This window comes from Streptomyces sp. NPDC102259, from assembly GCF_044766465.1.
GTDB lineage: Bacteria > Actinomycetota > Actinomycetes > Streptomycetales > Streptomycetaceae > Streptomyces.
In genome coordinates, this window is record NZ_JBIWMA010000014.1 from 182,427 (window position 1) to 201,281 (window position 18,855).

The 18,855-nt window shown below is 71.2% G+C and carries 16 protein-coding genes; 6 read left to right on the plus strand and 10 right to left on the minus strand.

Features of this window, described 5'->3' with window-relative positions:
* Positions 1–17 precede the first annotated feature (17 nt).
* From ACIRPU_RS28995 to ACIRPU_RS29010, 4 genes are all read right to left on the minus strand, one after another.
* Positions 18–1,208, minus strand: a complete 1,191-nt coding sequence (locus ACIRPU_RS28995) for a glycosyltransferase family 2 protein (RefSeq protein ID WP_355706639.1) — start codon at positions 1,206–1,208, stop codon at positions 18–20.
* Positions 1,205–2,854, minus strand: coding sequence for a phospholipid carrier-dependent glycosyltransferase (locus ACIRPU_RS29000; protein ID WP_403872378.1), 1,650 nt, complete (start codon positions 2,852–2,854; stop codon positions 1,205–1,207). The genes ACIRPU_RS28995 and ACIRPU_RS29000 overlap by 4 nt, the downstream gene beginning before the upstream one ends.
* Entirely contained in the window at positions 2,851–4,155 is a 1,305-nt protein-coding gene (locus tag ACIRPU_RS29005) for a glycosyltransferase (RefSeq protein WP_403872380.1), read from the minus strand. Before ACIRPU_RS29005 ends, ACIRPU_RS29000 begins: the two co-directional genes overlap by 4 nt.
* A gap of 213 nt (positions 4,156–4,368) precedes the next feature.
* Positions 4,369–6,438, minus strand: a complete 2,070-nt coding sequence (locus ACIRPU_RS29010; RefSeq protein ID WP_403872382.1) for a thioredoxin domain-containing protein — start codon at positions 6,436–6,438, stop codon at positions 4,369–4,371.
* A 157-nt stretch (positions 6,439–6,595) separates the two neighbouring features.
* Here ACIRPU_RS29010 and ACIRPU_RS29015 point away from each other — a divergent pair, with 157 nt between their 5' ends.
* On the plus strand, positions 6,596–9,796 hold the full coding sequence (locus ACIRPU_RS29015) for a tetratricopeptide repeat protein (RefSeq protein WP_403872441.1): 3,201 nt from the start codon (positions 6,596–6,598) through the stop codon (positions 9,794–9,796).
* Positions 9,797–10,187: 391 nt separating this feature from the next.
* Here the strand turns inward: ACIRPU_RS29015 and ACIRPU_RS29020 are convergent, their stop codons facing one another.
* Both ACIRPU_RS29020 and mca read right to left on the minus strand, forming a co-directional pair.
* The gene (locus ACIRPU_RS29020; protein WP_403872384.1) at positions 10,188–10,454 is read right to left on the minus strand and encodes a hypothetical protein; all 267 of its coding nucleotides are present in this window, start codon (positions 10,452–10,454) and stop codon (positions 10,188–10,190) included.
* Positions 10,447–11,307 (minus strand): mycothiol conjugate amidase Mca, encoded by an 861-nt coding sequence (gene mca, locus ACIRPU_RS29025; RefSeq protein WP_403872443.1) that lies wholly within the window; start codon positions 11,305–11,307, stop codon positions 10,447–10,449. The genes ACIRPU_RS29020 and mca overlap by 8 nt, the downstream gene beginning before the upstream one ends.
* Before the next feature lie 125 nt (positions 11,308–11,432).
* Between mca and ACIRPU_RS29030 the strand changes: the two genes are divergently transcribed.
* Positions 11,433–11,834: a DUF4307 domain-containing protein gene (locus ACIRPU_RS29030; protein WP_403872386.1), complete on the plus strand. Its 402-nt coding sequence runs from the start codon at positions 11,433–11,435 to the stop codon at positions 11,832–11,834.
* Between the two features lie 229 nt (positions 11,835–12,063).
* Positions 12,064–12,564 carry a transcription elongation factor GreA gene (greA, locus tag ACIRPU_RS29035; protein ID WP_384112274.1) on the plus strand — a complete coding sequence of 167 codons (501 nt, stop codon included), beginning with the start codon at positions 12,064–12,066 and terminating at the stop codon, positions 12,562–12,564.
* Between the two features lie 85 nt (positions 12,565–12,649).
* Here the strand turns inward: greA and ACIRPU_RS29040 are convergent, their stop codons facing one another.
* From ACIRPU_RS29040 to ilvA, 3 genes are all read right to left on the minus strand, one after another.
* Entirely contained in the window at positions 12,650–13,513 is an 864-nt protein-coding gene (locus ACIRPU_RS29040; protein WP_355706632.1) for an ABC transporter permease, read from the minus strand.
* On the minus strand, positions 13,510–14,580 hold the full coding sequence (locus tag ACIRPU_RS29045) for an ATP-binding cassette domain-containing protein (RefSeq protein ID WP_403872389.1): 1,071 nt from the start codon (positions 14,578–14,580) through the stop codon (positions 13,510–13,512). The genes ACIRPU_RS29040 and ACIRPU_RS29045 overlap by 4 nt, the downstream gene beginning before the upstream one ends.
* Positions 14,581–14,844: 264 nt before the next feature.
* A complete protein-coding gene (ilvA, locus tag ACIRPU_RS29050; protein WP_384112281.1) occupies positions 14,845–16,074 on the minus strand; it encodes a threonine ammonia-lyase in 1,230 nt (409 codons plus the stop codon).
* A gap of 163 nt (positions 16,075–16,237) precedes the next feature.
* Between ilvA and ACIRPU_RS29055 the strand changes: the two genes are divergently transcribed.
* From ACIRPU_RS29055 to ACIRPU_RS29065, 3 genes are all read left to right on the plus strand, one after another.
* Positions 16,238–16,747: a MarR family transcriptional regulator gene (locus tag ACIRPU_RS29055; RefSeq protein WP_355706629.1), complete on the plus strand. Its 510-nt coding sequence runs from the start codon at positions 16,238–16,240 to the stop codon at positions 16,745–16,747.
* Between the two features lie 134 nt (positions 16,748–16,881).
* Entirely contained in the window at positions 16,882–17,388 is a 507-nt protein-coding gene (locus ACIRPU_RS29060) for a sigma factor-like helix-turn-helix DNA-binding protein (protein ID WP_355706628.1), read from the plus strand.
* Positions 17,385–17,633, plus strand: coding sequence for a hypothetical protein (locus ACIRPU_RS29065; protein ID WP_403872392.1), 249 nt, complete (start codon positions 17,385–17,387; stop codon positions 17,631–17,633). Before ACIRPU_RS29060 ends, ACIRPU_RS29065 begins: the two co-directional genes overlap by 4 nt.
* Positions 17,634–17,676: 43 nt before the next feature.
* Here ACIRPU_RS29065 and ACIRPU_RS29070 read toward each other — a convergent pair whose 3' ends face one another.
* A complete protein-coding gene (locus tag ACIRPU_RS29070) occupies positions 17,677–18,831 on the minus strand; it encodes a cystathionine gamma-synthase (protein WP_403872394.1) in 1,155 nt (384 codons plus the stop codon).
* Positions 18,832–18,855 lie beyond the last annotated feature (24 nt).

Consider the following 18,855-nt stretch of genomic DNA (forward strand, 5'->3'; position numbering starts at 1 on the left):
CCGTCTACGGCGTCTGTTCACACGGCTCTCCTTGCGGTGCGGCTTCCCCGCGGCCCTCTGCGGGGGAGGTAGACCAGCGCTTCGGTGCCGGCGAAGCGCACGACGAACGTCGTCACCAGGGCCAGCGCGGTCGCGGACAGCGCGCCCATGCCGAACCGGTGCACGAACAGCGCGATCAGCGGGATGCGCAGCACCAGGTCGGCGTTGGCGAGCAGCGCGAACCGGCCGGCCCTGTCCCACCAGCGGCGATGGGCCCGGCGGTCGCGGAACAGCAGATGCTCGATGAGGACGAAGTTCCAGGCGACGCCGAGCTGGTTGGCGAGGATCTCGGCCGGCACGTAGTGCAGTCCGGCGACGGTGAGGGCCCACAGTCCCAGCAGGTTGGGCAGGAACCCGGTCGCCCCGATCAGCCCGAAGCCGACCATGCGGGCGACCGGCGAGGCGGTGCGCAGCCCGACCAGGTGACGCAGGAAGCGAAAGCCCTCCCGTGCGCTCGACTTGGACTCGCCCGCGAACCGCTCCTCGAAGACGAACGGGACCTCGCCGACCGAGCGCGGACGGCTGCGGACGGCGAGTTCGAGGAGGATCTTGTAGCCGAGCGGCTTGAGGACGTCGGCGGTGACCGCGCTGCGCCGGATCGCGAAGAACCCGCTCATCGGGTCGCTGATGCCGCGCAGCCTGCGCGGGAACAGCGACTTGGTGAGCCAGGTCGCCCCGCGTGAGACGGCCACCCGGTAGCTGCCCGCCAGCCCGGCGCGGCTGCCGCCCTTGATGTACCGGGAGGCGACGACGAGCCCGGCGTTCGACCGCTCCCCCGTGGCCACCAGCTCCGGGACCAGGGACGGGGGATGCTGGCAGTCGCCGTCCATGACGACGATCCAGTCCGACCCGGCCGCCTTCATCCCCTCGACGACCGCGCCGCCGAGCCCGCCGACCGGTTCCTCCCGGTGCAGCACGGTCACCGGGAAGGGGCAGTCGCGCGCCGCGTCCCGGATGACCTCGGGGGTGTCGTCGGTGGAGTCGTCGACGAAGACGACCTCGCAGGGCAGCCGGGACGGCACCGACTCGGTGATCCGGTGCAGCAGTTGGCGGATGTTCGCCGACTCGTTGAAGGTCGGTACGACGATGGTGACCGCGCCGGGCTCGGCGAGCTCGGCGGCGCTCAGATCGGGGACGGGGGCGCTGTACTCGGTGTAGTCGTGGCTCATCGGACGCCTCCGGAGTCGGTCTGGATCCGCCGGATCTCGATCCGGTCCTCACCGGAGCCGAAGGTGGCCACCGGCGTCGAGTGTTCGAGGGCCGCCCCGACCTGCGGCAGGTCGCTCGCGTCCCGCCGGACGGTCGGCGAGGCGACGACGTAGTCGATGTCCCGCCAGCCGTTCGGCAGGGTCTTGGTGACGGCCGGGTCGAGGTCGGCCTTGTAGAACCAGATGGCTCCGAGTCCCGGCCGGTAGCCGGCGTGCACCAGGTCCAGCCAGAGCGCGTCGTCGACCAGGACGCGGGTGTCGGCCGGGTCCTCGACCTCCGTGGACAGCCACCTGGAGGCGGCCCGGTAGGGGGCGTTGGCGTCGGCGGTGACGGCGGTGCGGTCGCCGTCGTACCAGCGCGGGACGACGTACGCTCCCGCCGCCAGGGCGAGGACGGCCGCGAGGGCGTAGCGGCCGCCGGTCCGCCACCGTGCCTCGTCGGGCCCGCGTCGTCTGCGCAGGACGGCGTGGGCGATGCTCGCCGTGCCGCCGGCGAGGACGAGCGCGAGGAACGGCAGCGCCTGGATGACGTACATGGCGGGCAGGTAGCCGCTGGGCCGCATCGCGACCGCCGCGAGGATCGCCACGGCCAGCGACGGTCCGGCGAGGGCGCGGGCGGTGACCGACCAGCGCCAGGTGAGCAGGAGCAGCAGCGCGCCCGCGAGGCCGCCGAGGATCAGCACCCGGTCGTAGTAGAGCCAGGATTGGAGCGCTCCGTGGGACCCCGAGCCCTGGTCGAGGATGAAGCCCGACCCGGGTCTGGTCATCTGGTAGGCGATGCCGTCCCAGAGGGAGACATGGCCGCCGCCCGGCAGCAACTCGCCCTTGAGCAGGGCGAAGAGGGGATACGCGAGGCCGATCAGCCCACAGGCGGTGACCGCGCCGGTGAGGGCGAACTTACGGGTGTCGCGGTGGCTGTGCCGCCACATGGTGACGAAGACCGCCGGGAGGACGAAGAGCATCGTCTCCTTGGTGAGCACGGCCGTCGCGGCGGCGACGCCCGCCCCGAAGTGGTGCCAGAGGTGGCGGCTCGGCGAGGCGGCCAGGGTGAACGCGAGCAGGGTCCACATCACCGCGAGGTTGTCGAGGAAGATCTCCCGCTGGAGGACGACCGAGAGCGGGGAGAGCCCGAACAGGACCATGCCGAGCCCGGCCGCCCAGCGGGGCAGCGACAGCCGCCGCCCGAGGACGTGGACGAGGACGGCGCTGACCGCGCTGACGACGAGCATCGTGGCGCGCATCGCGCCGACGGTCATCGAGTCGGGGCTGATCAGTTTGGGGATCCAGGTCAGCAGGGCGAGCTGGATCCAGCCGAGGGGCGGGTGGTCGTACCAGTAGGTGTAGTGGGCGAGGCCCCTGCCCTCCTGGACGGCCCAGGCCTGGGCGAGGTAGGTGCCCTCGTCGTCGCTGAGGGTGGGGTAGTCGGCGATGTTCCAGCCCTGCACGACGAGGATCGCCACCAGCAGCACGCCGCACAGGATCAGGTCGGGACGGGACCGGCGCAGCCGCTTCGGCGAGACTGTTCGGCCGGTCGAACGCGTGTCAGGCACAGGCTGGCGCTGCGCGGGGACCGTGCCGGTGGTCACCGCGGGAAGGGTTGAGGTCACGCAGGAACGTCCTCTCGGATCACTGCGGGAGTGGAAGCGGGTCCGGCTGCGGGTCCGGGAGTGGCCGCGGTCAGATGCGCACCGACATGTGAGGTCAACTCCCAGTCGTTCCGGCCGCGTTGTTCACGCCAGACGGCGCGCATCGCGGCTCCCGCGAGGAGGACCTGGTAGAACGGGCCGCCCGCGACGAGCTTGAGGTAGTGGACGAGGCGGACGCGCAGCCCGTACTGCTTGCCGAAGTCGTGCAGGCCGACGAGCTCGAAGACGAAGGTGACGAGTGCCGTCACGGCCGGCAGGAAGGTGACGAAGGCGATCCCGACGGGCACGTCGAGGAAGAGCGCGACCGCCACGTTGAGCGGGATGACGACCCCGGAGAACGCCTGCAGGAAGGGTGTCATGAGGGTGTAGCGGGCCAGCAACCGCTGCCCGAGGCCCGGAAGTTGCTTCCAGTCCTTCTTCCGGTAGACCTGGAGGAAGCCCTGGTTCCAGCGGGTGCGCTGCTTGAGCAGGGACATCAGCGAGCCCGGGGTCTCCTCCCGGGTCACCATGTCGGAGTCGTAGGCGACGACGACCTTCTTGCCGACGCTGGAGAGGCGGACACCGAGATCGCAGTCCTCGGCCAGGCAGTCGGGGTCCCAGCCGCCGGCCTCCCTGAGGGTGTGCGTCCGCACGAAGACGGTGTTGCCACCCAGCGGGATGAATCCTTTCTGCGCATGCAGATGGAGCCGGGAGCGGAACCAGAAGAAGTACTCCAGGCAGTTGCGCAGGCTGTACCAGCTGGAGTGGAAGTTGATGAGCTGCACCCCGCCCTGCACGACGTCGGCGTCCGTGGTCCGGAAGGCGTGGTCGACATGGGCGAGCAGCTCGGGATGGACCTGGTCCTCGGCGTCGAAGACCCCGACGACATCGCCGCGGCAGTGCGGCAGCGCCGTGTTCATGGCCTTCGGTTTGTTCTTCTTCTCATGGGAGTCGACGACGACACGGACGCGCGGATCGCGTTCGGCGGCACTCTCGGCCACCGCCGTGGTCTCGGGGTCGTCGTGACCCACGATGACGATGATCTCGAAGTCGGTGTGGCTGGACTCCAGCAGCCGCTGGATGGTGTGGTCCAGCACGGCTTGTTCGTGCCGTGCCGGAAGCAGCAGCGAGAAGGAGACGTGTTCGTCGCCGTCCGGGCTGCCGAACCGGGTGGAGGCAAGCACTTCGGGCGTACGCCACGCGTGCATCTGCCACCACAGGGTGAACGCCGCCATCCAGAACAAGGCCAGTGAGACGGCAGAGATGAAGACAGACGTGAGCAAGCAGATCCCCCCAGATCCCAGAGCCCCCTGTCGCGACGGCGTTTCACATCCGTCGCGTCACTGTGGAGAGACTAGGGGGACTCTGTGAAGTCCGGGAGCTCTTCCGATAAATAGATTGTTTCGGAACTCTGCCGCCCGTAATCCGACTTATCCGAACAGGTGCTCAGCTTTTCCCTCGGGATCGAGCCTTCTGAGCAGCTGTTTCCGGCCGTTTCAGCCGCTCACCGCGGTGGTCAACGCCGCGCGCAGCCGCTCCGGATCGGTCGTCGGAGCGTCACACGTGAAGTTACGGCAGACGTACGCGGTCGGTTCACCGTTGCTGAGCGGCCGATCGGCGAGCAACGGGAACTCGTCACTCCCCTCGGTGCCGAACGCGACGACCGCCCCCGGAGCGGTGCCCAGAAGCGCCGTACGGCGCAACACCGCTGAGGCCGGGTCGGCCGTGCCCGGCACGACCACGGCGACCTCGCGCGGCCCGTCGAGCAACGCCTCGGCGGCGGCGAGCCCCCAGCCGATGAACCGGGGCACGCGCGGCCCGAGCGCCTTCACGACGCCCAACGCCCGCTCCGCCGCCGTGCGGTGGGGCTCGGACCCGGTGTGCGCGGCGTAGCTCAGCAGCGCGCCCGCGGCCGCGGTCCAGCCGGAGGGCACCGCGTTGTCGGTCGGATCCTGCGGACGCCGGATGAGCCGCTCGGCGTCGGCCGCGGTGTCGTACAGCGCACCGGACTCGGGATCGGCGAACCGGACGAGGACGTGGTCGAGCAGGAACCCGGCGAACTCCAGCCAGACGCCCTCCCCCGTCACCGAGGCGAGGGCGAGGAACCCCTCGGCCACGTCGGCGTAGTCCTCAAGGACCCCCGCGTTGACCCCGACCTGTCCGTCCTTGCTGGTACGGGCGATGCGGGCCTGCTCGTCGAGATGCAGCCGGACGAGGAGATCGGCGGCCCCCACCGCGGCCTCGACGAGATCCGGCCGGTCGAAGTAGGCGCCGGTCTCGGCGAGCGCGGCGATCGCCAACCCGTTCCAGGCGGCGACGACCTTGTCGTCCCGGCCCGGGGCGGGCCGTCCGCCGCGCTCGCGCAGCAGCCGCTCCTTGATGCCGGCGATCCGCTCGGCGTCGATGTCCTCCTCCTGCCGCGGGAGCTGGAGGACGGAGGATCCGTGCTCGAAGGTGCCCTCCTCGGTGACGCCGAAGTAGCGGGCGGCGAGCTCGGCGTCCTGCGGCCCGAGCACCTCGGTGAGCTGCTCGGGCGTCCAGACGTAGTACACGCCCTCGACGTGCTTCCCGCTCCCGTCGTCGCTGTCTGCGTCGAGCGCGGAGGCGAACCCGCCCTGCTCGGTGCGGAGTTCGCGCACCATGAAGTCGGCCGTCTCGAGAGCGACCCGCCGGGCGAGCTCCCTGACCTCCTCATCGGCCCCGCCACCGGCGGTGGCCCGCCAGAGATGGGCGTAGGCCCGGCACAGCAGGGCGTTGTCGTACAGCATCTTCTCGAAGTGGGGCACGACCCAGTCACGGTCGACGGAGTACCGGGCGAACCCGCCGCCGAGCTGGTCGTAGATCCCGCCCCTGGCCATCCGTTCGCAGGTGTCCCGGGCCATCTGGAGAGCGCCCTCGGCACCGGTCCGCGCATGGTGGCGGAGCAGGAACTCGATCACCATCGACGGCGGGAACTTCGGCGCACCGGCGAACCCGCCCCGCTGCGGATCGTACTCCCGGGTCAGCCCCAGCAGCGCCTGCGACAGCTCCTGCTCACCGGGGGCCATGCCGTCCCCGTAGGAGATCTCCCGGCCCGCCAGATCCCGGACGATCTTCCCGGCCACCTCGGCCACCTCGTCCCGCCGCTCGGTCCACGCCTGCCGCACCCCCTCCAGCACCTGCCGGAAGGAGGGCATGCCCTGCCGGGGCGCGGGCGGGAAGTACGTCCCGAAGTAGAAGGGCTCGGCGTCGGGCGTCAGGAACACGGTCATGGGCCAGCCACCCTGGCCGGTGGCCGCCTGCACGGCCTCCATGTAGACGGCGTCCACGTCGGGACGCTCTTCCCGGTCGACCTTGATGTTGACGAAGTGCTCGTTCAGACGGTCGGCGGTCTCCTGGTCCTCGAAGGACTCGTGCGCCATCACATGGCACCAGTGGCAGCTCGAATATCCGACGCTCAGCAGCACCGGCACGCCCCGTCGGCGCGCCTCCTCGAAGGCCTCCGCCGACCAGGGCCACCAGTCGACGGGGTTGTCGGCGTGCTGGAGGAGATACGGAGACGTCTCATGGGCCAGTCGGTTCGGCATGAGGTCCATCCTGCCGCAGGACCCCGCCCGTCGGACGTCAGGCGCCCCCGGGCGGTCACCGCCGCGGCGACCCGGACCCCTTCGCCCCCTCGCGTCGCGGAGCCGCCCCCCGCACACTTGACCAAGGAAAGCGGTGACCTCCGGAGGGGGACGGGACATGCGGGACGGCCATAGGGCGGAAGCCGAGCGGTTGTTGGCGCGGGCCGTGGAGGAGGAAGTACGGCGTTCCGGCGGGCGCAGCGACCGGCAGGTGCTGATGACGCGGGCGCGCGGCGCGCTGGACGCCATGGCGCAGACGGCCGCCGAGGAGTACGAGGCCTACGCGCGCGCCCTGGAGGAGACGGAGGCCCGGCAGGTCAGTTTCGGTCAGCGCTACGCGCGTGAGGGCGGACGGACTCCGCTGCTGGTGGCGGGTGTTGCGGCCGTCACGACGGCGGTCGCCGACCTCGCGCTGGGCACCGGCCCGGGTACCGCGCTGGGCGCCGGGGTAGCCGTCGGGGTCGTCGGCGCCGCGGCGACCGTCATGAAGGTGGCGGGCTCCCATCTGCCGGCCGCGCATCACCGGGCCGGCGAGGCCGGGCAGCCGGGCGGCGCCGAGCAACTGCGGCTGCAATGGCTCACCGCACTGGAGGTGCGGGGCATCCGGCCGTTCCTGGATCAGCAGCGGATGCTGAGCGCGACGACCGGCCCGAAGAAGACGCCGGGACCGCAGCTGCGCGGCGCCGACAAGAGCGCGGTGGCACGCGGACGGACCGTGCTGGCCCAGTCCTTCGCCCAACTCCCGGAATCGGATGGCCCGTTCGCCGGCCGCCGGACCGAACTCGGACAGCTTCGGCAGTGGGTGCAGACGGCGCGCGCCAGCACCCGGACCCGGCCGACGGTCGTCGTGCTGCACGGACCCCCCGGCAGCGGCCGCACCGCCCTCGCGGTGCGGGCCGCGCACGATCTGCGCGACCAGTTCCGCGGGGCCTGCGTGGTGGACCTGCGCGGCGACAGCGCCGAGGAGGCGCCACTGCCCACCCGGGACGCCCTGCTGCACCTGCTCAACCGGCTCGGCGCGCCGCGCGAGCAACTCCTCTTCCGTGAGCGCTCCTCCGCGGACCAGCAGGTCAAACGACTCACCGAGCTGTACCAGCAGCACCTGACCGGTCTGCCGGTCACGGTGATCCTGGACGACGCCTCGGACCCCGCACAGGTCCGCGCACTCGTGCCGGAACGTTCCGACAGCCTGGTCCTGGTCACCGCCCGCAGCCCGCTGGAACTCCCGGCCGAACTGTCCGCGTGGGTGCACGAGCTGGCGGTGCGCCCTCTGGACGCGGCGGGCGCGGAGGAACTGCTGAGCGCGGCAGCCCGGGACGCCTCGGGTCCGTACGACGCCGAATCCTCCGACCTCATAAGGGAGTTGTGCGGCGGGCTGCCGCTGGCACTGCGCGTCGCGGGCTCCTCACTGGGCCCGCGCTCACCGCGCGCGCTGGCGGCGGACCTGGGGGTGTACGGCCCGGTGCAGCCGGTCGAGCGCGCGCTGTGGCTGCGCTACACCGACCAGCCGGACGTGACCCGCAGACTGCTGCGCCGGCTGGCCCTGGCCGGGCGGGCCTCGCTCGGAACGGCCGCGGCCGCCGCGCTCCTCGGCACGGACCGTGCCGAGGCGGCCCGTCATCTCACGGCCCTCGCCGACGCCGGTCTCGTCGACCACGTCCGCGGCGACCGCTACCGCCTGCACGACCTGGTCCGCGCATTCGCCCACTCCCGGCTCCTCGACGAGGAGGAGCAGACCGAGCGATCGGCGGCCCAGGAACGCCTGATCGTCAGCTACGCCGAGCTCGCCGACTCCGTGCTGCGGCTCGTCGACGGCAACATGTCGACCCGCTCGGACCGCTTCACCCCGCACGGCTTCACCTCCCTGGACGAGGCGCTGCGCTGGCTGGACGACGAGTCGAGCTTCATCACGGCGACCCTGCGGCACGCGGAGGGCGTGGACCAGAACGCCGTACTGAGCCTGCTCGGCGCCCTGTGCGACTACTGCCTGCTGCGCGGCGACCTCTACCGGCTCGGCGAGATCAGCGAGCTGGCCCAGTCGGTCGGCCAGGACCTGCTGGTGCGGTCCGTGCAGTGGCGTACGGGGATCGCGGCCCGTCAACTGGGCGAGCTGGACAAGGCCCGTACGACGCTCAGCTCGGTCGTCGACCTCTATCTCCAGGCCCACCACGACGCGGGCGCGGCCCGCGCCCTGTGCTCGCTGGGCATCACCCTGCACCACCAGGGCCAGTTGACGGAGGCGGCGGCGAAGCTGCGGGAGGCGATGGACCTCCAGGCCGCGCCCGAGCTGGCCACGGACCGGGCCTGGACGATGCACGCGCTCGCCGCGGTGGAACGGGACAGGGCGCATCTCGCCGAGGCCCTCGACCTGCTCACCCGCTCGCTGGTCCTGCACCGCGAGGGCGGCTCCGTGCACGGCGAGGCCTGGGCGCACTTCCAGCTGGGCCAGCTGAATCTGCGCCGTGGCGACGTCCCGCGGGCCGAGGCCGATCTGCGCGAGGCCCTCGAGCTGTACGGCCGCACCCGCGACGCCCGCGGCGAGGCCTGGGCCCTGACCCAGCTGGCCCGCGCCCGGCTCATCGCCGGGGACCCGGGCCCGGCGGCGGAGGACCTGCGCCGGGCGTCGGCGCGGCACCGGGACAACGAGGACGCGCGCGGTGAGGCCTGGACGGTCTACTACCTGGGCCTGGCCGTGGAGGAGACGGGCGACCTGGACCACGCCGTCCGCGAGCTGGAACGCTCCCGCTCCCTCTTCTCCCGCATGCGTGACGTCTACGGCCTGGCCTGTGCCCGTCACCACTCGGCCCGGGTGACCCGCGACCAGCGTGCCGCCCAGACCGGTTCGCTGCGCAACTCGGGCTTCGCCCGGCAGCTCCTGGTCGACGCGCGCGCCGACTTCCAGCGCATCGGCGTCGCGCACGGCGAGGCCTGGACCTGCCTGGAGCTCGCGATCGTCGACGCGGGGAACGCCCGTTCGCAGGCGGCGCTGGCCCTGTGCGAAGAGGCGGCCGGCCTGTTCGCGTCGTACGGCGACCGGCGCGGCGAGGACTGGGCCCGCTTCCTGCGCTGCACCCTGCTGCCGTACGCGGCCCCGGGCGGGGTGGAGGTCGGCACGGCGGTGGCCCAGGAGGAACTGGCCCAGCTGGTCCGCACGGACCACCCGCTGCGCGACACCCGACTGACCGAGTGCCTGGAGGCCTACGGGCTACTGCTGGAACGAGGCATCCGCCTGGAGTCCGGCTGGCAGGCCTGGCGCCTGGGCCTGGTCCCCGACAGACACGGCCGAGAGGTCATGGGCGTGGCAGTGGGCAACGAGTAGCCGACCAAGCACCGGGGCCGGGCGCCGGGGCTGAGGCCGGACACCGAGGCCGAGGCCGCCGAGCCCAGGCGCCGAGGCCGGACGCCGGGCACCGGGGACGGACGCCGAGGCTGAGGCTGAGCGCCCCGAGGGTGAGGCTGAGCGCGCCGAAGCTGAGCGCCGGGCCCGGGGCCGGACGCCGGGCCCGGGCCCTGGGGCCAGGCACCGGGGCCGAGCGCGCCGAGCCCGAGTACCAAGGCAGGACGCCGAGGCCGAGGCCGCCGAGCCCAGGCACCGGGGCCACGCGCCGGGGCCGGGTGCCGGGGTCGGGCGGTTGGCTCGCATCCCGTCGCTCGTCCCTGCCGATCCGCTCGCTCAGCGGTTCGTCACGCGGCCTCGCCGCGCACTCGCCTCACGTGGTCGAGGAGGGCTTCCCCGTCGCGGTCGTCGTCGTCGGCGCACCGGCGGCGGACGGCTGCTCCGGGTCCGCCGGCTCCTTGAAGTCGACCTTGCCCATGTGCTTGCTCATGGACTTCATCAGGCCCCACACCGCCACGGCCATCGCCGCGAAGACGATGAAGCCGAGGACGCCGGGGGTGACCTTGTTCTCGTCGACCTCCTTGGCCAGCGGGACGAGGTGCGTCATTGCCAGGCTCACGCTTGCGCTCATGTCAGGCATTGTCGCGGATGCCCGCAAAGAGGTCGTCCTCGGGGAGGGAGGTATCGACGCGGGACTTCGCGAGCTCGTACTCCTCCGTGGGCCAGACCTCCTTCTGGATCTCCATGGGCACCCGGAACCAGCCGCCGTCGGGGTCGATCTGCGTGGCGTGCGCGATCAGCGCCTTGTCGCGGATCTCGTAGAAGTCGGCGCACGGAACGTGCGTGGTGAGCGTGCGCTCCTTCTGGCCGAACTCGTCCCAGCGCTTGAGCCACTCCCCGTAGGGCGACTCCAGGCCGCGGTCGAGCATCGCGTGGTGCAGCGCCTCGGTGCGGGGACGGTTGAAGCCCTGGTTGTAGTACAGCTTCGACGGCCGGTACACGGGCCCGAACTCGGCCTCGGGGTACTTGACGGCGTCGTCCGCGCCCTCGAACGCCACCATCGAGATCTTGTGGGTCATGATGTGGTCGGGGTGCGGGTAGCCGCCGTTCTCGTCATAGGTGGTGATCACCTGGGGACGGAAAACGCGGATCTGCCTCACCAGTTCGCCGGCCGCCTTGTCGACGTCCTCCAGGGCGAAGCAGCCGTCGGGCAGCGGCGGCAGCGGGTCGCCCTCGGGCAGGCCCGAGTCGATGAAGCCGAGCCACTCCTGCTTGATGCCGAGGATCTCGCGAGCCTCGTCCATCTCCTTCTTGCGTACCTCGTGGATGTGTTCCTCGATGTACTTGTCACCCTGAAGCTTGGGATTGAGGATGGAGCCGCGCTCCCCGCCGGTGCAGGTCACCACCAGCACGTCCACCCCCTCGGACACGTACTTCGCCATGGTGGCCGCGCCCTTGCTCGACTCGTCGTCGGGGTGCGCGTGAACGGCCATCAGTCGCAGCTGGTCAGTCAAGACTCAATCCTCGGTAAGTCGGCGCCCGGTGTGAACCGGCGCGATCGCAGGCTTCTATAGTGACCGAATCGGAAGGCGAATAATTCCGTGCCGGGAGGACGATCATGAGTACGGCGAGCACGCGACTGCCCGAGGGCCGCTACGGCCGCTCCTCGGACGAGCGGGCCGACCACCGGCTCAAGATCACCGGCGCCGTGCTGGGCGCGCTCCTGCTCGCCCTGGTCGGGTACTTCGCCTACCACTACGTCGGCCAGAACAAGATCAGCGCCGAGGTGATCACCTTCAAGGCGACCTCGGACGAGGCGGTGCGGCTTCACCTGGAGGTCCGCAAGGACTCGGGCGCGAGCGGCTACTGCACGGTGCGCTCACAGGCGGCCGACGGCGCCGAGGTGGGCCGGGCGGACTTCCGCTTCTCCGGTTCGGACACGCGCATCGACCGGACGGTCACGCTGCGTACGACGGCGAAGGGCACGACGGCGGAGCTGCTCGGCTGTCACGCCGACTGAGCCGTCCGACGCCGAGCGACGCCGACTGACACAGACCGGCACAGGCGCCGCCGGGCGAGAGTCATCCTCCGCAATACGTCCACGCTGACCTGCGTCGACGTAATTCTGATGGCTTATGTCCTCCCCCTTCGGCCACTGAATTGTTAGGCTCGTGGTTTCGCCCATCAACTGAGGAACATGCTTTTGGTAGGGCGATGCTTTGTATTCCCAGTACCGACGAGGAGCACCTGTGACCCAGACCAGCGAGTCCGTCACCTGGCTGACCCAGGAGGCGTACAACAAGCTCAAGGTCGAGCTTGAGTACCTTACTGGTCCTGCGCGCACGGAGATCGCCGCCAAGATCGCGGCCGCGCGCGAGGAGGGGGACCTGCGTGAGAACGGTGGGTACCACGCGGCCAAGGAGGAGCAGGGCAAGCAGGAGCTCCGTGTGCGCCAGCTGACCCAGCTTCTCGACAACGCCAAGGTCGGCGAGACCCCGGCTTCCACGGACGGCGCGGTGGCGCCCGGCATGGTCGTGACGATCGCCTTCGACGGTGACGAGGACGACACGATGACCTTCCTGCTCGCCTCGCGCGAGTACGCGAGCTCGGACATCGAGACCTACTCGCCGCAGTCCCCGCTGGGCACCGGCGTGATCGGCCACAAGGTCGGCGAGAACGCGGAGTACGAGCTCCCCAACGGCAAGAAGGCGTCCGTGCGCATTCTCCAGGCCGAGGCCTACAGCGGCTGACCGACCGACCCCTGTCCGTCGCCACCGCTTTGTGACCGGCCCCCGGCGCTTTGCCGCCGGGGGCTTCGTCATGTCCGGGGAGTGGTCAGGCCGTCGCCGAGCGGTACTTGCGGACCGCCAGCGTCCGGAAGATCACGACGATCAGCACCGAGTAGATCAGCGAGGCCCAGACCGGGTGCTGCATGGGCCAGGCGTCGGACGCCGACTGGCCCGGGTTGGCGAAGAGCACCCGGCAGGCCTGGACGGTGGCGCTGAACGGGTTCCACTCGGCGATGTGACGCAGCCATGGCGTCATGTTGCTGGTGTCCACGAACGCGTTGGAGATGAACGTCACCGGGAAGAGCCAGATGAGTCCGCCGGAGGTGGCCGCCTCGGGGGTACGGACGCTCAGGCCGATCAGGGCGCCGATCCAGGTGAACGCGTAGCCGAGCAGGAGCAGCAGCCCGAAGGCGGCCAGCACCCGGGCGGCGTTGGTGTCGCCGTCGGAGCCGACCCGCCAGCCGACCAGCAGGGCGACCACCGCCAGGACCAGCAGGGTGAGCGCCGTCTGCACGAGGTCGGCGAGGGTGCGGCCGGTGAGCACGGCGCCGCGCGCCATGGGCAGGGAACGGAAGCGGTCGATGAGGCCCTTGTGCATGTCGTCGGCGATGCCCGCGCCGGCTCCGGCGGTGGCGAAGGTGACGGTCTGCGCGAAGATGCCCGCCATCAGGAAGTTCGTGTAATCGGTGGCGCTCGTGCTGCCGCCGATCTGCATGGACCCGCCGAACACGTAGGTGAACAGCACCACGAACATGATCGGCTGGATGAGCCCGAAGATGACCATCTCCGGGATGCGGGACATCCGGATCAGGTTGCGCTTCGCGATGACCAGTGAGTCGCGGACGGACTGTCCGAGCGGGTGGGCGGGCTTGGGCGCCGCGCCGCGTACGGCGTCGGTGACGGCACTCATTCGGCGGTCTCCCTCTCACTCTTTCCGCTCTGACCACTCTGAACACTTCGACTGCTTTTTTGACCGCTCTTGGGGCCCTGGCCGGGCCGGTCGCCCCGTCGGTCCTCTTCGGTCTCCTCGGCCTTCGTCTCGGCGACGTGTCCCGTCAGGGACAGGAAGACGTCGTCGAGGGTGGGGCGGCGCAGGCCGATGTCGTCGATCTCGATGCCGCGGGTGTCGAGCTCACGGATGACCTCGGCGAGGAGCTTGGCGCCGCCGGTGACGGGCACGGTGAGCTTGCGGGTGTGCTGCTCGACGGTGGTCTCGCCCTTGCCGAAGCCGGCCAGCACCTCCGCGGCCGTGGCGATGTGTTCGCGGTCGTGCACCACGACCTCCACGCGCTCTCCGCCGGTGCGGGCCTTGAGCTGGTCGGAGGTGCCGCGGGCGATCACCCGGCCGTGGTCGACGACCGCGATGTCGTGCGCGAGATGGTCGGCCTCTTCGAGGTACTGCGTGGTGAGCAGCAGGGTCGTGCCGCCGGAGACGAGGCGCTTGATCACCTCCCAGAGCATCTGGCGGTTGCGCGGGTCGAGGCCGGTCGTCGGCTCGTCCATGAACATCACGGGCGGTGAGACGACCAGTGCCGCGGCCAGGTCGAGGCGGCGGCGCATGCCTCCGGAGTAGGTCTTCGCGGTGCGGTCGGCGGCTTCCGCGAGGCCGAACTGGTCGAGCAGTTCGGCGGCCCGGGCCTTCGCCGCGCCCGCCTTCATCTGGTAGAGCCGGCCGACCATCTGGAGGTTCTCGCGGCCGGTGAGGTATTCGTCGACCGCCGCGAACTGGCCGGACAGGCCGATGGAGCGGCGGACCTCGTTGGGATGCTTGAGCACGTCGAGGCCGGCGACCATGGCCCGGCCGCGGTCGGGGCGCAGGAGCGTGGTCAGGCAGCGGACCGTGGTGGTCTTGCCCGCTCCGTTCGGCCCGAGCAGGCCCAGGACCGTGCCCTCGGGGACGTCCAGGTCCACGCCGTCCAGCGCCTTTACGTCGCCGAAGGTCTTCACCAGGCCTTCGGCATAGATGGCACCTGGCATATCAGTCTCCACGTCATTGAGGATTCTTCGGAAAGCCTAGGTTTGTACGTTTCGTTCCGCCCGATGAGGGGTGGGGGGAGCGGCGCGAGACACACCATAACGCGATGTATCGCGTCTCACAATGTCTTTCTCGAACACGTGACGAAGGGACTCGGAACAGGCTCGAAGCGCGTTCGGAGCGGGCTCCGAGCAGGCTCCGAGCACCCTCCCGGGGGGTTTCGGCCCTCGGGCGACGCCCCCTGCCGACGTCAGTCGATGCCGACGTCAGTCGATGACGGTGTAGCCGGCGTCGCGCAAGGCTCGGCCGACCTCGGCGCAGTGCGCCGGCCCCTTCGTCTCCAGGTGCAGCTCGACCTCCGCCTCGGTCAGCCCGAGCCGGGGATCGGTCCGCAGATGGCTCACGTCCAACACGTTAGCGTCGACCACTGACAACGCCCCCAGAAGCGTGGCGAGGGCCCCCGGCCGGTCCGTCAGCCGAAGGCGTACGGCCAGGTAGCGGCCCTGCGCCGCCATGCCGTGCCGCAGGACGCGCTCCATCAGCACCGGGTCCACGTTGCCGCCGGACAGCACCGCGACGACCGGGCCCTCGAAGGCGCGGGGCGCGCTGAGCAGCGCGGCCACCGGGCTCGCCCCGGCCGGCTCGACGACCAGCTTGGCCCGCTCCAGACACAGCAGCAGCGCCGCGGCCAGCTCGTCCTCCGTCACCGTGCGCACCTCGTCCACCAGATCGCCGACGATGGCGAACGGCACGTCACCGGGCCGGCCGACCTTGATGCCGTCGGCCATCGTCGCCGGGGTGCGGATCGCCACCGGCCGCCCGGCCGCCAACGAGGGCGGGTACGCCGCGGCCCCCGCCGCCTGCACCCCGACGATCCGCACGTCCGGCCGCAGCGCCTTCACCGCGACCGCGATGCCCGCCGCCAGCCCGCCGCCGCCGATCCCGACGACGATCGTGCGCACGTCCGGGCACTGCTCCAGGATCTCCAGGCCGACCGTGCCCTGCCCCGCGATGATGTCGGGGTGGTCGAAGGGGTGGATGAACACCGCCCCCGTCTCGGCCGCGTACTCCTGCGCCGCGGCCAGCGTCTCGTCGACCACCTGACCGTGCAGGCGCACCTCCGCGCCGTACTCACGGGTGGCGCTGATCTTCGGCAGCGGAGCGCCCTGCGGCATGAACACCGTGGCGCGCACCCCCAGCAGCGCCGAGGCCAGCGCCACACCCTGCGCGTGATTGCCCGCGCTCGCCGCGACGACCCCGGCGGCCCGCTCCTCCGGCAGCAGCCCGGCGATCCGGACGTACGCGCCGCGCAGCTTGAACGACCCGGTCCGCTGGAGGTTCTCGCACTTGAGGTGCACCGGCGCCCCGACCAGCTGGGACAGGTGCCTGCTGCCCTCCATCGCGGTCGTCCGCGCCACGCCCGACAGCATCTTCTGGGCCCCGCGCACATCGTCGAGGGTGACGGGGCGCAAGGAGTCAGCCGTGCGGTAGCTCATGACTCCAGCATCGCAGTTCACAGGCGGCCACGACCTCTGTGACCAACCTCCGAGACCGGTTTCCGCAGCGTCGGTACGACCCGCCTTCCAGCCGCGTACTCTGTCCCCCATTCCAGCAGCCCCTTCATGAAGTGAGCCCCCGGCCATGCCCACAACACCTGAAATGTCGATGGACATGACGACCGTCGGTGACACCGGCCTTCTCGACACCTTGCAGCACGAGGTCGCGGTGTTCGCCCGCCGTGCCGAACAGACCCGGCTCGGCGGCGTCGGGCAGGTGCGCAACTCCATGGACCGCGCCGCGTACCTGCTGCTCAACCGCCTCGACAAGGAAGGCCCGATGGGCGTCAAGGCGCTCGCGGCGAGCATGGGCATCGACTCGTCGACCGTCACCCGACAGGTGGCTCCGCTCGTCGACACCGGCCTGGTCAAGCGGACCTCGCACCCCGAGGACGGACGGGCCGTGGTGCTCCAGCTGTCCCCGCGCGGACAGTCCCGTCTGGAGGAAGTACGGTCCTCCCGGCGTCAGTTGATGGCCGAGTTGACGGACGACTGGGCGCCGGAGGAGCGCGAGACGTTCTGCGAGCTCCTCACCCGCTTCAACACCGCGCTGTCCTCGCGGATGGCGGCCCCGGGCGTACCGGGCGCCGAGCCCTCGTCGGCCGCTTCCTGAACCTCGCCGCACGCGCGCGTGCGGCGACTTTCGGGCAGCCGTGCGCGGCTCTTGACCGAAAGCCCGCCCTGGGCCTCATATGAGACCGGGGCGTATGGCCCTCCAGGGGGACGCCGTCAGGCGGGAGGCTCGGTGTGCGAGAGAGGCGTGCGGCCCAGGAAGCCCGCCGGGCCCGGGAGTTCGAGGCGTTCGTCGCCGGAGCGGGCGGGCGGCTGCTGCACGCCGCCACACTGCTCACGGCGGAGGCTCCGGCCGACAACCCGCGCGCACGGCGCCTGCTGACACTCGCCCTCGCACACACGTACGCGTGCTGGGACCGGCTGCATGGCGAGGACCCCTACAACCGGGCCCGCGAGTACCTGGCCACCCGCTTCGCCCACGGCGCCTGGCACCGGTACGCCGCTCTGCCCCTCGGCCGGCCACTCCCCGCCGTCGGCCCGCTGGCACGACTCACCCCCCAGGAGCGTCTCGTCCTGGTCCTCAGGCTCTACGAGGGCGTCGCCGACGAACAGGTGGCGGCTTTGCTCGGCCTGCCGGTGGAACGGATCCGCACGGTCTGCGACCGGGCGACGGCGACGCTCCTGCATCCGCCGCGGGGACCGGCGCCCGCGGTGCGCCGGGCGAAGGCGGCGGCGTCGTGAACCGTCCCGAGCGGGAGGCCGCCGTACGGCAGATCATGGAGCGGACGGCGCCGCGCGTACCGACCGAACTCCACGCGGACGTCGTCCGCCGGGGCGGCCGGATACTGCGCCGCCGGGCGCTCGCCCGGCGGCTGCTGTGGCTGTTGCTCTGCGCGGCCGCCGTGGCGTTCACGGTCTGGGCGGTGGTGGCCCAGCCGTGGGTGGAGCCGCCGTCGCAGACGACTCCACCGCTGACCGGCTGGTGACCCGAAGGCCGACTGGTGACCCCGGAGGCCGGCTGACGGCCGTCTAGCCGAGAGCCTGCTGAAGGTCGGCGAGCAGGTCGTCGATGTTCTCGATGCCGACGGAGAGCCGGACGAGGTCGCCGGGGACCTCCAGCGCCGAGCCGACAACGGACGCGTGCGTCATGCGCCCCGGGTGCTCGATGAGGGACTCGACGCCGCCCAGCGACTCACCGAGGGTGAACACCTTGGCGCGGTTGCACACCTCTACGGCGGCCTCCTCGCCCCCGGCGACCTGGAAGGAGACCATGCCGCCGAACGCCCGCATCTGCTTGGCCGCGACCTCGTGACCGGGGTGGTCCGGCAGACCCGGGTAGAGCACGTTCGTCACGCGCGCGTGCCGGGTCAGCATGTCGGCGACCTTGGTGGCGTTCTCGCTGTGCCGGTCCATGCGCACCGACAGCGTCTTGGCGCCGCGCAGCACCAGCCAGGAGTCGAAGGGCCCGGCGACCGCGCCCATCGCGTTCTGGTGGTAGGCCAGCTCCTCGCCCAGCTCCGCGTCACCGGTGATCAGCGCGCCGCCGACGACGTCCGAGTGACCGCCCATGTACTTGGTCAGGGAGTGCACCACGACGTCCGCGCCCAGCGACAGCGGCTGCTGAAGGTAGGGCGTGGCGAAGGTGTTGTCGACGACGAGCCGGGCGCCCGCCTCCCGGGCGACCTGGGCGACGGCGGCGATGTCGGTGATGCCGAGGAGCGGGTTGGACGGGGTCTCCACCCACACGGCCTTGGTCTTCGGGGTGATCGCGGCCCGCACGGCGGCGGCGTCACCGGTGTCGGCGACCGACCACTCCACACCCCAGCGGGCGACGACCTTCGCGAAGAGCCGGAACGTGCCGCCGTAGGCGTCGTTCGGGATGACCACGTGGTCTCCGGGACTGAGCAGCGTACGCAACAGGCAGTCCTCGGCCGCCAGTCCGGAAGCGAACGCGAGACCTCGGCGACCGCCCTCGAGGGCGGCGAGGTTCTCTTCCAGGGCGGTCCTGGTCGGGTTGGCGCTGCGGCTGTACTCGTAGCCGCCGCGCAGACCGCCGACGCCGTCCTGCTTGTAGGTCGAGACCTGGTAGATCGGCGGGACCACCGCGCCGGTGAGGGGATCGGCGGTGTTGCCCGCGTGGATCGCGAGGGTCTCGAAGTGCTGACTGATGTGCCTGTCGCTCATGAGCACCGAGCGTAGTCCGCTCGC

What these genes read in the sequence shown, in the direction of transcription:
- mca (WP_403872443.1), bottom strand. Translation starts at nt 11,307, where the DNA reads ATGGCCGTTCACGCGCACCCCGACGACGAGTCGAGCAAGGGCGCGGCC.
- ACIRPU_RS29055 (WP_355706629.1), top strand. Translation starts at nt 16,238, where the DNA reads ATGTCGATGGACATGACGACCGTCGGTGACACCGGCCTTCTCGACACC.
- ACIRPU_RS29015 (WP_403872441.1), top strand. Translation starts at nt 6,596, where the DNA reads ATGCGGGACGGCCATAGGGCGGAAGCCGAGCGGTTGTTGGCGCGGGCC.
- ilvA (WP_384112281.1), bottom strand. Translation starts at nt 16,074, where the DNA reads ATGAGCTACCGCACGGCTGACTCCTTGCGCCCCGTCACCCTCGACGAT.
- ACIRPU_RS29010 (WP_403872382.1), bottom strand. Translation starts at nt 6,438, where the DNA reads ATGCCGAACCGACTGGCCCATGAGACGTCTCCGTATCTCCTCCAGCAC.
- ACIRPU_RS29070 (WP_403872394.1), bottom strand. Translation starts at nt 18,831, where the DNA reads ATGAGCGACAGGCACATCAGTCAGCACTTCGAGACCCTCGCGATCCAC.
- ACIRPU_RS28995 (WP_355706639.1), bottom strand. Translation starts at nt 1,208, where the DNA reads ATGAGCCACGACTACACCGAGTACAGCGCCCCCGTCCCCGATCTGAGC.
- ACIRPU_RS29030 (WP_403872386.1), top strand. Translation starts at nt 11,433, where the DNA reads ATGAGTACGGCGAGCACGCGACTGCCCGAGGGCCGCTACGGCCGCTCC.
- ACIRPU_RS29040 (WP_355706632.1), bottom strand. Translation starts at nt 13,513, where the DNA reads ATGAGTGCCGTCACCGACGCCGTACGCGGCGCGGCGCCCAAGCCCGCC.
- ACIRPU_RS29045 (WP_403872389.1), bottom strand. Translation starts at nt 14,580, where the DNA reads ATGCCAGGTGCCATCTATGCCGAAGGCCTGGTGAAGACCTTCGGCGAC.
- ACIRPU_RS29020 (WP_403872384.1), bottom strand. Translation starts at nt 10,454, where the DNA reads ATGCCTGACATGAGCGCAAGCGTGAGCCTGGCAATGACGCACCTCGTC.